This window comes from Kocuria sp. APC 4018 (genome assembly GCF_030407675.1).
Taxonomy (GTDB): domain Bacteria; phylum Actinomycetota; class Actinomycetes; order Actinomycetales; family Micrococcaceae; genus Kocuria; species Kocuria rhizophila.
On record NZ_JASDCY010000066.1, the window covers coordinates 1 to 14,654 of the forward strand.

A 14,654-nucleotide genomic window follows, 5' to 3' on the forward strand; every position below is an offset into this window, starting at 1 on the left:
CTCCACGGGGGTGGGGGTGTCGCTCAGGGGGTACTCGGTGTCGAAGGCCTCGTCCTCCGCCGCGGACAGCGCCTGCGGGGACTCGAAGCCCGTGAACGACCCGGTGGTGGGAACCACGGGCAGCGAGCCCGTGGCCTCGTGCACCGCGACCGGCTTCTGGTGTCCGGCGCGGTGGATCTTCCGGCGGTCCCGGGCGCGCCGCAGCTGCTCCACGAGCTTGCCGTACGCCTCGTCGAACGCGGCGAACTTGTCGTCGCTGCGGGCCTCCGCCCGCAGCACCGGTCCGCGGCCAACCACGGTGATCTCCACGCGCATGCCCTGGTGGCCGGAGGCACCGTTGTCCTTGGTGACTTTGACCTCGATGGATTGGACCTTGTCGCCGAGCTGCTGGAAACGCTCGCTCTTCTCCTCGGCGTACTCCTTGAATCGGTCCGGCAAAGTGACGTTGCGGCCCTGGATGTTCAGTTCCATGAGACCCTCCACATCTTGAGGATGGCGCGGGATGTGCTGCTCTCCCACACGGGACACCTTCATTGCTTCCCGTGGTCCAACGCTAGATGAAACCTCAGGGAAATTCACGGACAACAGGGTCCGACGTCTGGGAGTTCTCCCGGGGTGAACGCCCGGCCCGCACCCCGGCGATCGTGACCACCGCGGGCACGTGGGCGCCGGCCCTGGTGAGGCACCGGACGGCTTCCGCCATGGTGGCCCCCGTGGTGAGGACGTCGTCCACGACCACGCAGGTGCGTCCCCGCACGTCCTGGGCGCGCATCGACCCCCTCACGGCCCGCACCCGCTGCCTCCTCCCCCTGCCCTTCTGCGGACCTTGCGCGCCGCGAACCGTGCCTCCCCTGTGGCGCAGCGCGTGGTGCACGCGAGTTCCGGGAGGCAGCGCGGCGGCGTGGAGCAGGCAGGCCACGGGGTCGAACCACCGACGACGACGCGCGCGGGCGCTCGTGGGCACGGGCACCCACAGCAGCGGGCCGCGGCCGTGCTCCCTCACGTCCCGCGCCGCGGCGGCGAGGACAGCCCCGAGCACGACCCCGAGGACGGGGGCCAGATCGGTGCGACCACCGTTCTTGTACGCCAGCAGGCACGCCGCGAGCTCGTGCTCGTACTCCCCCGCCGCGAAGACGCTGACTCCCCGGTCCCGCAGCACCTCCGGCGCGGTGACCTGCCCGGGGGTGGCGGTGCAGCGGCGCAGCACGAGACGGCACGGGCGGCACAGCGTACGACCGGGCTCCCCGCACACCGCGCACGAGACGGGGAGGAACAGTTCCACGGCCTGTGCACACCAGTCGCCGAGGCGGGCGGCCGCGCGGTCCCAGCGCGCCCGGGTGCCGGCGGTGAACCACTGCGGTGTGACGGCCCCGCCCCACGAACCTGGCCGGGCGGCGTCGGCGTCCGGCCGTGGTGGCGCGGGGTGGCGGAGCGGGACGGGAACCGGCGGAAGACCGTGGCCGTGCGCGGCAGTGGTGCCCTGCAGACCATGGGTGCCCGGCGGTGGCGCTGGACGCGGAGCACGCACCGGGGCGGTGCCCGGGGGCCGGTACTGCCCTCGGCTCGGGGAGCCGGGGTGAGGCCCGGGTGCCGGGAGTGGGACCGCGGCAGAGCGCGGCGGTGGTCCAGTGCGGTCGGCTGTCATCCGTCCAGTCCAGCCCGAGGGTTCCGGAACCACCAGCCCGGACCGGCACTGGGCAGTGCCCAGCGCACGGTGGTGCCGGTGGTGTCCCGGGCCCCGGCGCGGTCACCCCGCGAAGGAGGTGTCCGTGACGTCCTCGCTCTGCAGCGCCCACGAGCTGCCGGTCAGCATGTAGAGCTTGCCGTCCGAGGCGCCGTAGACGGCGGCAGGTCCGTTGCCGCCCGTGATGGACGTGACGCCGGTGAGGGAGGGCAGGTCCTCGTAGGTCCCCGACACCGAGTACCGGCGGGGCTGGGCGTTGCTGTCCTGGTTCAGCGCCGTGGTCACGAACTCGTCCGAGCCGATCCACTGCGCCGTGTTCACGTCCACGTCCGCCGCCACGGCGTTGCCCTTCTCCAGCTCCACCGGCCGGCCGGAGTCATCACGCACCACGCCTGAGACCCACAGCGTGGAGCGCTGGGCGGACTCGTCCGTGGTGACCACCAGGGCGCGGTTGCCCTCCCTGGAGATGCGCAGTGACGCGACGTGCTGGTCCTTCAACCAGTCTGCTCCGACGGTGCGCCCGGAGCCTTCCGCGGCTGCCGGCGCAGCGTGGACCGTGCCGGAGCGGTCGGATCCCCAGACCCAGCCCTGCCGGTCGAAGCTGGGGCGGGTGAGCGCGGTGCCCGTCCAGCGACGCTGCGCCTGCTCGCCGGAGGACACCGTGTACATCGCGCCGCTCGCGGCATCCACGAACCCGAAGGTCGAGGCCTCGGTGTCCATCCCCGGCTTGGTGACCTTGGCCCCGTCCGGCAGGGAGAGACCGGGGACGAGCTCCGTCTGTCCTCCCTGGTAGAACGCCAGCTGGTTGTCCGAGACGCCGACCTGGCGGTTGGGCACGGTCACGGACCGCGTGGGGTCTGCCCCCTCCCGCCCCGAGGTGTCCACGGGCGCGTCGTTGACCGTGAGGTCCACGTCCTCCACGGACGGCACGGACTGCAGGGTGGCGCGCAGCTGCTGGTCCATCCGGCGGGCCTGCTCCACGTCCGCGGGATCGAAACCGGACATGCTGAGGTCCACCGCCGCGGTCCCACCGGACACGGGAACCGAGGACTTGGACAGGGTGGCGCTCTGCGGGAGCGCGCTGGACACAGCGTCCTCGAGGTTGGACGCGGGCCCGCTCAGCAGCGCGCGCACCGCGGCCGTGGACGCCGTGGGCCGCTTGGCGAACCAGCGCGGATCGGGGACCAGGGTGGTGCTGTCGTTGGCCGAGTAGAAGTACAGGTGCACGGGCGAGAAGATCTGCGCGAAGTCCGTGTCCGGGATGATCACGCCGTCCGGGGCCTGGGAGATGCGCCACTGACCGTCCACCGAGGTCAGCGCGAAGTCCAGCACGCGCGTGCTCCCCCGGGGCTGAGCCGTGCGCACCCCCTCGGAGTCCAGGACGGCACCCACTTCGATCGTGGTGCGGAACTCGCCCTCGTTCAGCCGCGGCACCGTGGTGGGCTCACCCGAGTGGATCAGCACCCGGGCGTCCGGCTTCCACGTGGTCGCCAGCTGCGGCGTGAGGTACTGGCGGGCGACCGAGTAGTCGTCCTGCGCCCCCACGCCCGCCGCCAGGAAGCCCTCCACGACCTCCTGGGCGGACGCACCGGGCCGCGGGGCCTGCGGGTTGTACGCCATGGCGCTCTGTTGGGACTGCTCGGTGGGTTCCACCACCTTGTGCACAGGCCCGGAACGGGGCATGGCCCCGCACGCGGACAGCGTCAGCGAGAGCCCCACGGCGAGGGCGGCTGCGGCGCACCGTCGACGGCGCGTGGTGCCGCCCACGGTGTCCGGGCGCCGGGGTGTGGTCCACCCGTGGTTCATGGTTTCTCCGTCCCGTCGCTGCGGCCAGCCGCCGTGGATCCGCTCCGTGGCCCGTCCTCGGTCCGGCCACCGTTCTCGTCCGGCGTGCTCCCGGCGTCGGACGACGTCGCCCGCTCGCCCCCGGAGCCGGCCCCCGGTGCCGGCGGGAACGCGATCAGCATCTGCCCCGTGTCCGGCTCCATGGCGGGCTGCACGGCCGGGGCCGTCAGCTGCAGCGATCCCGTGTCGGTGACCCGGGCGGTGGACTCGGTGAAGCTCTCGGCGGGCGGCATGTCCAGCGGGTTGGCCAGCTCGGGGTCCAGGGGCTGGGTGCGCAGCAGCGGCAGCGTGAGCCGGAAGCACGCCCCGTTGTCGGGCTCGGCCCACACCTCCAGCCGGCCGCCGTGCAGCCGGGTGTCCTCCGTGGCGATCGCGAGCCCCAGACCGGTGCCGCCCACGGTGCGCGCCCGCGCGGGGTCCCCGCGCCAGAACCTGTTGAACACCTTCGCGGTCTGCTCCTCGGTCATCCCGATGCCGTGGTCCCGCACCGCGACAGCCACGCAGTTCTCATTGGCGGCCACGTAGATGTCCACGGGTCGGCTCTCCCCGTGCTCCAGGGCGTTGGTCACCAGGTTGCGTAGGATCCGGTCGATGCGGCGCTGGTCCATCTGCACCACGCACCGGGTGAGGGTGGAACGCACGGTGAGCTCGGAGCCGGACCGCAGCACGATGGGGGCCGCGGCCTCCACCACGTCGTAGATGACGGAGAAGATGTCGGTGGAGGCCATGTCCAGGCGGGCGGCGCCGGCGTCGAAGCGGGAGATCTCGAGCAGGTCCGAGAGCATGGAGTCGAACCGGTCCACCTGGTTGTGCAGCAGCTCAGCGGAGCGGCGGTTGACGGGGTCGAAGTCCTCGCGGGCGTTGTAGAGCACCTCCGCGGCCATCTTCACGGTGGTCAGGGGCGTGCGCAGCTCGTGGGAGACGTCCGAGACGAAGGTCTGCTGCATCGAGGACAGCTGCTCCAGCTGCGTGATCTGGGTCTGGATGGAGTCCGCCATGCGGTTGAAGGAGCGGCTCAGCTGCGCCACCTCGTTGGCCCCCCGCACCTGCATGCGCACGTCGAGGTCTCCCTCGGACAGCCGTTGGGACACCCGCGCCGTGTTGGACACGGGGCGGACCACCTCACGGGTGACGTACCAGACGATGGTGCCCACGAGCAGCAGCAGCGCCACCATGGACAGCAGCAGCACCGCGTGGATCGAGTCCAGCGTGGCCTGCGGATCCGAGAAGTCGTACACGAAGTACAGCCCGTAGCGCGAGTTCTGGTTCAGCTGCACCACGTCCCCCACCACGATGACGGGCTGCTCGGCACCGTTCTCCGTCATCCGGGCCGAGGCCGGCTGCCAGTAGGTGCCGTCCGCGTTGGCCACGCGCTGCTGCAGCTGCTGCGGAACGGTGGCCGAGGTCATCCAGGAGCTCTCCGCCTGGACCCCCACGAAGGACTGCCCCGAGCCCTGGTCCAGGGGGATCAGGATCCACCGGTGGTCGGCGGCGTCCGTGTCCTGGCTCAGGCTCCCCATGGTCGAGTTGATCAGCGCCTGCACCTCGGTGCGGTCCGAGGCGTCCGAGGCGTCGAAGCTCGCCTGGGCCACGCTGATGTCCGTGCGCGCCTCCTCGAGCACCTGGTTCAGCCGGTCCGTGAACAGCCGGTCCGCAATCTGGTGGGAGAGGAAGCTGCCCGTGGCGAGGAACGCCACGGAGGTCAGCGTGAGGGCGATCGCGATGGCGCGGAACTGCAACGACTGCCGCCAGCGGCGGAACAGCACGCGGCGCCCCAGGCGGATCCTGCGGAACCTCTTGGGGCGGCGGCGCGGTGCCGGGGTCGACGCCGGCGGTGCTGCGCTCGCCGTCATTTATGCGGGTGCCCGCCGGCCTTGTACCCGATGCCGCGCACCGTGAGCACCACCTCGGGGTTCTCGGGGTCGCGCTCCACCTTGGAGCGCAGCCGCTGCACGTGCACGTTGACCAGCCGGTTGTCCGCCGCGTGGGGGTAACCCCACACGTCCCGCAGCAGCTCGTCGCGGCTGAAGACCTGGTGCGGCGAGCGCGCGAGGGTGGCGAGCAGGTCGAACTCCAGCGGCGTCAGGGAGATCTCCTCCCCGCCCCGGGTCACGGTGTGGCCGGTGACGTCGATGACGATGTCGCCGAGCGTGATCTCCTGGGTGGCCCCGCGGTCCATGGGACGCAGCCGCGCCTTGACCCGCGCCACGAGCTCGGCGGGCTTGAAGGGTTTGGGGACGTAGTCGTCCGCGCCGGCCTCGAGCCCGCGCACCACGTCCGCGGTGTCGGACTTGGCGGTGAGCATCACGATGGGCACGTCCGACTCCGCGCGGATCTGCTGGCACACCTGGATGCCGTCCATTCCGGGGAGCATCAGGTCGAGGAGGATCAGGTCCGGCTCCGACGAGCGGAAGACCTCACGGGCGCTCGAACCGTCGTAGCAGTACACCGGCTCGAAGTCCTCCGACGCCAGGATGATGCCGATCATCTCGGACAGCGCGGCGTCGTCGTCCACCACCAGAATTCTCGCCTTCATGGCCTGCCTTCGCCCTCGTTCCTGCTCCGGGGTCGGCCGCGGCCGACGACCCGCGTCCTGTGTGCCGATTCTACGGCCTGAGCGGGGTCAACCCTCGTTGCACGCCTCCGTGAGCGCGCCGCACGCCCCGGTCACCCGCCGCAGCGCGTCGGGCAGCTGCGGGGGCGCCAGTTCACTGATCCGGGACGACGGCGCCAGGATGGTTCCCAGCAGAGCCGCCGGTTCCATGCCCAGCTCGTGCCACGGACCGAGCAGCCGATCGACGACGGCGCGCGCCGGGGTCGGTGCGGCTGTCCCCGCGGCGTCGAAGCACAGCCGCAGTCCCGCCTCGCGCAGGCCCGCCAGGGGCTCCCACTCCCGCGTGCTCCCCGAGGGAAGGGGCACCACCACGGTGTCGGCACCGCAGCGGGGTGCCCAGTGCACGCCGGCCGCTCCGGCGTCGAGCACGACCGACGCGGCGCCAGCGTCACGGCACGCGCCGACCGCCGCGGTCAGGGCGGCCCGGACCTCCGGGCGGGGCACGGCACGCAGGGTCCGGTAGCCGCTCGCGGTGGGGATGGTGCCCTCCAGAACCCTGTCCAGCTCGGGTTCCGAGAGCACGAGCACCGCGCCGCGGCCGTCGGTGTTGCGCCGGAGCGCAGCCATCAGACCAGCAATCCCCGCGCACCAGGACTCCGTCAGGTCGCGCCGCGCCCCGGGGTCCGACTGCAGCTTCTCACCGTTGCGCACGTGGACGGTGGCCGCGAGCGACACCGGCCCCAGGAGGGTGAGCACCACGGGTGCGGAGTCCGCCCCGGACTCCGCACCGAGCACGTCGGCCACCGCGTTGAGGTCGCTCGCGAGCAGTCCGCGGGCCTGGCGGGAGTCGTCCCCGGCGACGCCGGTCACGCGCCAGCCGTGCGGCTGCCGGTCCGCGTGCAGGGACTCCAGGACCGCGCACGTGCGCGCCGCGAGCTCCGCGTGCGGCCCGCGGTCCGGTAGAAGAGGGACGGCCGCGCGGTGCGGGGCCCCGAGCTCGCCCCGCAGCACCGTGAACGTCTCCACGAGGTCCGTGCCGCGCAGGGGCCGGGTCAGGGTGGCGGTGACGGCGTCCGTGGCGAACCCGCTCATGCGTCCGTTCCGCGCTGGTGGTCCTCGGAGATGGCCTCGTGGTGGCGGATGACCTCGCTGATGATGAAGTTCAGGAACTTCTCCGCGAACTCGGGATCCAGGTGGGCGGCCACCGCCAGACTGCGCAGCCGCTCGATCTGGGCCTTCTCCCGCTCCGGGTCCGAGGGCGGCATGTCGTTCTCCGCCTTGAGCGTGCCCACCCGCTGGGTGGCCTTGAAGCGCTCGGCGAGCAGGTGGATCAGCGCGGCGTCGATGTTGTCGATCGTGCCCCGGATCGCGTCCAGCCGCTGCCGGGCGGACGCGGTGTCACCGAGCCCCGCCCCGCCCGCGGCGGGATCGAGGGGTGCGTGGTCTGCGGGATCGGTCGCGGAACTCATGACCACCACTCTAAACGGGGTCGCGGACCCGACCCCGCGCGCTCTTCGCTGGGCACCCGGCACCCGCCCCGGAGGGCGGGCGAGCCCTGGCACACAGCCCCGCGGCGTCGTCGTGACCGCCCCGCCGGCGGTGAACGGACTCCGCTCAGACGGACGCGTGGTGGGCGCGGTCCGCGAACGCGGCGTCGATCGTGGCCTGGCCGAGCACGCGGGTGCCCTGGTAGAGCACCATGGTCTGACCCGGGGCCACACCGCGCTGGGCCGTGTCCAGACGGACGTGCAGCCGCGGGGTTCCCTCGGAACGCGTGAGCCACGCGCGGGCCGGTGCGGGATCCCCGTGGGCGCGGACCTGCACGGTCACCTCGAACTCCTCGGAACGGGCCTCGGGGTCGTCGCCGAGTGCCGCGACCTCCCGCGGGGGCAGCCCGGCCCAGGAGGGACGGATGCCCTCCATGACGTCGATCGCGAGCAGCTGCTCGGGACCCACCACCACCTCGTTGGCCTTGGGGCGGATCTCCAGCACGAACCGCGGCTTGCCGTCCGGAGCCGGGCGGCCGATGTGCAGGCCGCGGCGCTGACCCACGGTGTAGGCCTGCGCACCCCGGTGCTCCCCGAGCTCGTTGCCCTCGGTGTCCACGATCCGCCCGGGGTCCAGATCCATGTGCTCCGCGAGCCAGCCGCGGGTGTCCCCGTCCGGGATGAAGCAGATGTCGTGGGAGTCGGGCTTCGTGGCCACGGACAGCCCGCGCTCCTCCGCCTCCGCGCGCACCTGCGCCTTGGAGGGGGTCTCGGCGAGGGGGAAGATCGCGTGCTCGAGCTGCTCGGCGGTGAGCACGCCCAGCACGTAGGACTGGTCCTTGGCCCAGTCCGCGGCGCGGTGCAGCTCCTTGTGGCCGTCCGCGTCCTCCACGACCTTCGCGTAGTGGCCGGTGCACACGGCGTCGAAGCCGAGCGCCAGGGCCTTCTCCAGCAGTGCCGCGAACTTGATCTTCTCGTTGCAGCGCATGCACGGGTTGGGGGTGCGTCCGGCGGCGTACTCGGCCACGAAGTCGTCCACGACGTCCGCCTGGAAGCGCTCGGAGAAGTCCCACACGTAGTACGGGATGCCGAGCTTCTCCGCCGCGCGCCACGCGTCCCGGGAGTCCTCGATGGTGCAGCAGCCGCGAGCGCCCGTGCGCAGCGTGCCCGGGGTCCGGGACAGGGCGAGGTGCACACCCGTGACGTCGTGCCCGGCGTCCACCGCACGGGCCGCGGCCACCGCGGAGTCCACACCGCCACTCATTGCTGCCAGAACGCGCACGGGGTCCCCTTCGGAAGGTTGTGGTTGGACGAGACGCCTTAACAACCCGCACCCCGGGGCGGCTATTCCCCGCGGCGCAGCGGCTCAGGACGTGAAGGACGCCGGCACGTGTCCGGACAGCCCTGCCGCGCGGGCCCGGGCGTGGACGTCCACGAGGGCGTCGAGGACGGTGTCCACGTCCTGCGACGTGCTGGAGTGGCCCAGGGAGAAGCGCTGCGCCCCGCGGGCGGTCTGCTCGTCCACGCCCATGGCGAGCAGCACGTGCGAGGCCCGGGGCACCCCGGCGCTGCACGCCGAGCCGGTGGACAGGGCCACCCCGGCGGCGTCGAACAGGAACAGCATGGAGTCGCCCTCGCACCCGGGGAACGTGACGTGTGCGTTGCCGGGCAGCCGGGTGGGGTGCTCCCACTCCTCGGCCGGGCTGCCGGGCTCTGGTCCGCGCAGCACCGCCTCGGGGACGCGTTCCCGGATGCCCGCCACGAGGGCGTCGCGCAGGGTGGCCCGGCGCAGGAACTCGTCCCGGAACCCGCGCTGCGCGGCCTCCACGGCCGCGCCGAAGGCCGCCGCGCCGGCGGCGTTGACGGTGCCCGAGCGGACGCTGCGCTCCTGTCCGCCGCCGAAGCTCGTGGCGGCGAGACGCACGGTGCGCGGCGCGTAGAGGGCGCCCACCCCCATGGGCCCGCCGAGCTTGTGCGCGGAGACCGCGAGCGTGCTGATCCCGGGCAGGTGGGCGTCCACGGGAACGGCGCAGAACGCCTGGACCGCGTCCACGTGGAAGGGCACCCCGGCGGCGTCGCACAGGGCGGCCAGCTCGGCCACCGGCTGCACCGTCCCCACCTCGTTGTTGGCCCACATCACGGTGACCAGCGCAACCTCCGCCGCGCGCTCGGCCAGCAGCCGTTCGAGCTGCCCGGGGTCCACACGTCCCGTGGCGTCGACGTCGAGCCAGACCAGCTCCGCGCCCTCGTGCGCCGCGAGCCACTCCGCGGCCTCGGACACGGCGTGGTGCTCCACGGCGGACAGGACGATCACGGTGCGTCGTGGGTCCGCCTCACGGGCGGCGCGGAACAGGCCGAGCACCGCCATGTTGTCGGCTTCGGTGCCCCCGGAGGTGAGGATGATCTCCACAGGTTCCGCGTTCAGGGCGGCCGCGACGGCGTCCCGCCCCGTCTCCAGCGCCATGCGCGCGGACCGCCCGCCGGAGTGCAGGGACGCGGGGTTGCCGCCCCGCCTGGCCTGCTCCAAGTAGGCCTCCACGGCCTCCGGCAGCATGTCCGTGGTGGCGGCGTGGTCCATGTAGACGCGGGGTGTGGGCATGGGCCCATCCTACGACCGGCGCCGCGCCGCCCACGGCCGGTCAGGCATCCTCAGGGGGCCGGGACCGCCGCGTGCGGGGCGCAGACGGGGCCTAGACTCGCAGCCATGCTCCACTTCGTCTTCCACACCCCCGAGATCCCCGGCAACACCGGCAACGCCATCCGGCTCGCCGCGTGCACGGGGGCCCGTCTGCACCTCGTGGAGCCGCTCGGCTTCAACTTCGACCACGCCAACCTGCGCCGCGCGGGCCTGGACTACCACGACCTCGCGGTGATGGACGTCCACCCCACGGTCGAGGCACTGTGGGACGCCCTCGGCGACGCGCGGGTCTTCGCGTTCACGTCCCACTCGAGCACGCGCCACACGGACGTGGCCTACCGGGACGGGGACGTCCTGCTGTTCGGACGCGAGTCCACGGGACTGCCGAACGAGGTGCTCGCGGACGAGCGCGTCCACGAGCGGGTGCGGATCCCCATGCTGGCGGGGCGCCGCTCCCTGAACCTCGCAAACTCGGCCTCGATCGCCCTCTACGAGGCGTGGCGCCAGCTGGGCTTCCCGGACGGGGTGTGATCCACGGGGGACGACGCCGCCCGGCCCGTTCCCTGCCGCCGCGCACCGTCCCTGGCGTGGCACCTGATGTGACGCGGCCCCTGCGGTGACGGACCGGTGGCTGCCGGCCCGTCACCGCAGGGACGCGGCTACTTCTTCTGGTCCGCGGCGTTGCCCACGGTCACGGTGGCCTTCTGCTCGTCGTTGCCGCGCTTGAAGACGACCTCGGCCTCCGAGCCCGCGGCGAGCTCGCGCACCCCTGCCGTGAGGGCGTCCGCGTCCGTGATCGGCTTGCCGTTGAAGGACGTGATCACGTCGTCGGGCTTCAGCCCAGCGTCCGCGGCGGGAGATCCGGACTCCACCGAGCGCACCTTGGCGCCGGAGGAGAACTGGTCCGAGGAGCTGCCGGAGGGCACGTACGGGGAGACCGAGGCGCCCAGGTAGCCGTGCGTGGCCTTGCCGTCCTTGATGATCTCGTCCGCCACGCGCTTGGCGGTGTTGGACGGGATCGAGAAGCCCACGCCGATGTTGCCGGACGCCGATGACTCGCCCGAGGAACCTCCCGCGGAGGCGATCGCTACGTTGATGCCGATCACCTCACCGGCGGAGTTCACGAGCGCGCCACCGGAGTTGCCGGGGTTGATGGCCGCGTCCGTCTGGATCACGTTCAGGTACACGCTGGACTTGGCGGACTGCGAGCCGGACTGCCCGTTGTCCGGGAAGTTGAAGAAGAAGTCCTGCGGACCGCCCGGGCTCTGCTGGGAGTCGTCCGGGGTGTCCTCGGCGGCCGAGGACGCCACGGCGATGGTTCGGTTGAGCGTGGAGACGATGCCGTCCGTGACGGTCCCGCTCAGTCCCAGCGGCGCACCGATGGCGATCGCGGCGTCTCCCACGTTGAGCTTGTCCGAGTCCCCGAGCACCGCGGGGGTCAGACCGCTGGGGTCGATCTTGATGACCGCGAGGTCGGACTCGGGGTCGGTGCCCACCACGGTAGCCTTGCGCACGGAGCCGTCAGCGGCCTGCACCTCGATCTTGGCGTCCGAGGCGGCACCGTCCAGGGTGACCACGTGGGTGTTGGTCAGCACGTGGCCCTGGTCGTCCAGCAGCACGCCCGAGCCCGTGCCGGCCTCGTTGCCGGACGCCGCGGAGATCGTGACCACGGACGGGGAGGCCTTCTGGGTGGCGGCGGTGATCTCGTTGACGGACTCGGTGTCGTTGACGATCACGGGCGAGCTGCTGGTGCCGCCGGTGGCGTTGTTGTCCCCCACCGCACCGGCACCGACCGCCACACCCGCACCGAGCAGCCCGGCGAGGGCCATCCCGGCGATCATGGTCCCTCCGGAGAACTTCCGCTTCGGTGCCGCCGCCCCGTCCTGGGCGGGATAGGCACCGCCTTCCTGCCCGTCCCATCCCGACCCCCCTGCCGCGGGCGGGTAGCCGGCCCCGGAGCCGTCGTCGTACCCCCCGCCGCTGTACGCTGCGCCGCTGTACCCCGCGCCGTCGTACGGTCCGCTCCCGTAGTGGCCGTCGGCGGGCGCGCCGTCGTACGAGGCGCCGCCGTACTGGGGGGAGCCCTCTGCCCCGGCGGGCGGGATCGGCCGGGTCTCCTGGGACTGCCACCCCGAACCGTCCTGGGGGTTCGTGGCACCGCCCTGCTGGCCCGCGCCGTACTGGCCGTACGGGGGCACCGGTCCCTGGGGATCGCCCCCGGTGCGCGGATCGTGGGAATCAGCCATATTCTCTCCTCGTAGAGCGGGGTACCGGTGACCGGCCCGACAGGTTGCGGACCACCAGTATGCCCGGTTCGACTGGGGCGGCGCTGGACGTCCTCCGCGAAGGTGCCACGACAACGCCGAGGGGTCCCGGACCACCGGCGTGTGACCCCGCTGACACCGACGCGTATCCTGTGAACCGGACGGCGGGACCTTCCCCGGGCGCACCGGGCGCCGCACGTCCACCGGGCTGACATCCAATCGGAACGAGGGTCATGACACCACGCACCGCCTGGCACCGCACGATTCCCGCCGCTCTGCTCACGGGCGCCTGCCTGGTGGCGGGCCCGGCCGCGCACGCGGAGCCGCCCTCCCGGGTGGATCCCGGCCAGCGCGTGGTGGACACCAGCGGCGCACTCGGGGACACCTCGGGCCTGCAGAACGACATCTCGGAGCTGGCGAACGAGCACAGCATCACCCTCTACGTGGTGTACGTGGACACCTTCACGGATCCCACGGACCCCGGTGAGTGGGTCCAGAAGTTCGCGAGGACCAACGGCTTCGGGACCAACGACGCCGTCCTGGCCGTGGCCACGCAGTCCAAGCAGGCGCGCTTCGTGGCCAACTCCTCCGGCCCGCTGTCGCGGTCCGAGCAGCAGAAGATCTACGACGAGCACATCGCGCCCGCGCTGCGCACCGGAGACTGGGACGCTGCCGCCCAGGGCGCCGTGGACGGGATCGACCGGGAGCTCGGCGGGGCGGGCGCCGGCGGCGCCGTGACCGGCCTGCTGCTGGCGGGCGGTGTGGCGGCCGCCGGGGTGGGTGCCGCAACCGTGATGCGCTCGCGGCGGCGTCGTGCGCAGGGCGGGCAGCCGGGCCCCGGCGGACCGTCCGGGGGCGAGGGCCCACGCGGTGGCGCGGCACCCCAGCGCCCGCTGGTCCCGCTGCCCGAGCTGCACAAGCAGGCCGGGTCCGCGCTCGTGGAGGCGGACAACGCCATCCAGCACTCGGAGCAGGAGCTCGCGTTCGCGCAGCTGCAGTACGGCAGCGAGCAGACGCGCCCGTTCGAGGAGGCGCTCGCGCGGGCCAAGGAGCACATGCGCGCCTCGTTCGAGCTGCAGCAGAAGCTCGAGGACCACATTCCGGACAGCGAGGCGGACCAGCGCGCGTGGCTCGGGGAGATCATCGAGCGCACGCGGCAGGCCCGCGCTCCCCTGGCCGAGCAGGAGCAGAACTTCGCCGGGCTGCGCCAGCTGGAGACGCGCGCCCCGGAGGCGCTCGAGCGCGTCCGCTCCGCGGTGGCCGCCACGGCGCCGCGGCTGCGGGACGTCGAGGCCCAGCTCGTCTCGCTGCACGGCGAGTACGACGACGCCGCTCTCGCGTCCGTCCGCGACAACGGCGAGCAGGCGCGGGAGCGGCTCGAGTTCGCCGAGGATGCCACTACCCGGGCGCAGCAGCACCTGGACGCGGGGCAGGTCTCCGAGGCCGTGCTGGACATCCGCGCGGCGGAGGAGGCGCAGGGGCAGGCCGCCCGGCTCGTCGACTCCGTGGACAACGCCCGCCGGGAGCTCGCCCGCGCGGAGGAGTCCCTCAAGGACGCCGTGAGCATCGCGCAGCGGGACGTCGCCGAGGCCGAGGGCCTCGTGCGGCAGGGCTCCCGCCCCGAGCTCGCGGGCGCCGCCGCCGGCGTGCGCTCCGTGCTGGAGACGGTCACGCAGCAGATGGCCACGGGCCGCTACGACCCGATCGGCTCCACCCGCCGGCTCGCGCAGGCCAAGGCGGAGCTGGACAAGGGACTGCAGGACGTCCGCTCCGCGAACGACCGCGCCCGCTCCGCACGGGAGACGCTCTCCCACGCCCTGGTGAGCGCCCAGGCCAGCCTGACCACCGCGTCCGACTACGTGTGGGCGCGCCGCGGTGGAGTGGGAGCGCGGGCCCGTACCGAGCTCGCCGAGGCCGAGCGCCACCTCGAGATCGCCCACGAGCTGCAGAACTCCGACCCCGAACGCGCCCTCAACGAGGCCAACCAGTCCATCCGTCTGGCCGACGCCGCCCAGCGCGCGGCGCAGCAGGACGTGGACCAGTTCACCTCCCCCATGGGCTACGGCGGCCCCGGGTACGGCGGAGTCGGCTACGGGCGCCGCAGCAACGGCATGGGCGGTGCGATGCTCGGCGGGATCCTGCTGGGCGGCATCCTCAACGGCGGGGGCGGCGGCTACGGAGG

Annotated in this window: 12 protein-coding genes; 2 read left to right on the forward strand and 10 right to left on the reverse strand. The window is 72.9% G+C overall.

The window, feature by feature from the left end:
- The 9 genes from raiA to QL985_RS10435 form a co-directional block, all read right to left on the reverse strand.
- Nucleotides 1-471: ribosome-associated translation inhibitor RaiA (raiA, locus tag QL985_RS10395; protein WP_290147784.1), on the reverse strand; the 471-nt coding region annotated here is incomplete at its 3' end.
- 94 nt (nt 472-565) lie between these two features.
- A complete protein-coding gene (locus QL985_RS10400; RefSeq protein WP_102613147.1) occupies nt 566-1,282 on the reverse strand; it encodes a phosphoribosyltransferase family protein in 717 nt (238 codons plus the stop codon).
- A 465-nt stretch (nt 1,283-1,747) separates the two neighbouring features.
- Nucleotides 1,748-3,490 (reverse strand): LpqB family beta-propeller domain-containing protein, encoded by a 1,743-nt coding sequence (locus tag QL985_RS10405; protein ID WP_223246042.1) that lies wholly within the window; start codon nt 3,488-3,490, stop codon nt 1,748-1,750.
- Complete coding sequence (gene mtrB, locus QL985_RS10410; protein ID WP_102613148.1) at nt 3,487-5,382, reverse strand: MtrAB system histidine kinase MtrB; 1,896 nt, start codon at nt 5,380-5,382, stop codon at nt 3,487-3,489. The genes QL985_RS10405 and mtrB overlap by 4 nt, the downstream gene beginning before the upstream one ends.
- Entirely contained in the window at nt 5,379-6,065 is a 687-nt protein-coding gene (gene mtrA / locus QL985_RS10415; RefSeq protein WP_039101770.1) for an MtrAB system response regulator MtrA, read from the reverse strand. The genes mtrB and mtrA overlap by 4 nt, the downstream gene beginning before the upstream one ends.
- A gap of 87 nt (nt 6,066-6,152) precedes the next feature.
- Complete coding sequence (locus QL985_RS10420; protein WP_102613149.1) at nt 6,153-7,175, reverse strand: hypothetical protein; 1,023 nt, start codon at nt 7,173-7,175, stop codon at nt 6,153-6,155.
- The gene (locus tag QL985_RS10425) at nt 7,172-7,552 is read right to left on the reverse strand and encodes a chorismate mutase (RefSeq protein WP_102613254.1); all 381 of its coding nucleotides are present in this window, start codon (nt 7,550-7,552) and stop codon (nt 7,172-7,174) included. Before QL985_RS10425 ends, QL985_RS10420 begins: the two co-directional genes overlap by 4 nt.
- A 145-nt stretch (nt 7,553-7,697) precedes the next feature.
- Complete coding sequence (gene mnmA, locus QL985_RS10430; RefSeq protein WP_102613150.1) at nt 7,698-8,852, reverse strand: tRNA 2-thiouridine(34) synthase MnmA; 1,155 nt, start codon at nt 8,850-8,852, stop codon at nt 7,698-7,700.
- Nucleotides 8,853-8,936: 84 nt separating this feature from the next.
- On the reverse strand, nt 8,937-10,169 hold the full coding sequence (locus tag QL985_RS10435; protein WP_102613151.1) for a cysteine desulfurase family protein: 1,233 nt from the start codon (nt 10,167-10,169) through the stop codon (nt 8,937-8,939).
- Between the two features lie 105 nt (nt 10,170-10,274).
- Between QL985_RS10435 and QL985_RS10440 the strand changes: the two genes are divergently transcribed.
- Nucleotides 10,275-10,739 carry a tRNA (cytidine(34)-2'-O)-methyltransferase gene (locus QL985_RS10440; protein WP_039101766.1) on the forward strand — a complete coding sequence of 155 codons (465 nt, stop codon included), beginning with the start codon at nt 10,275-10,277 and terminating at the stop codon, nt 10,737-10,739.
- A 128-nt stretch (nt 10,740-10,867) separates the two neighbouring features.
- On the opposite strand, the gene QL985_RS10445 is transcribed toward QL985_RS10440, so the two are convergent.
- Nucleotides 10,868-12,454, reverse strand: a complete 1,587-nt coding sequence (locus tag QL985_RS10445) for a trypsin-like peptidase domain-containing protein (RefSeq protein ID WP_102613152.1) — start codon at nt 12,452-12,454, stop codon at nt 10,868-10,870.
- Nucleotides 12,455-12,705: 251 nt separating this feature from the next.
- Between QL985_RS10445 and QL985_RS10450 the strand changes: the two genes are divergently transcribed.
- Nucleotides 12,706-14,654 (forward strand): TPM domain-containing protein (locus tag QL985_RS10450; protein WP_290147785.1); only part of this gene is annotated, 1,949 nt, incomplete at its 3' end.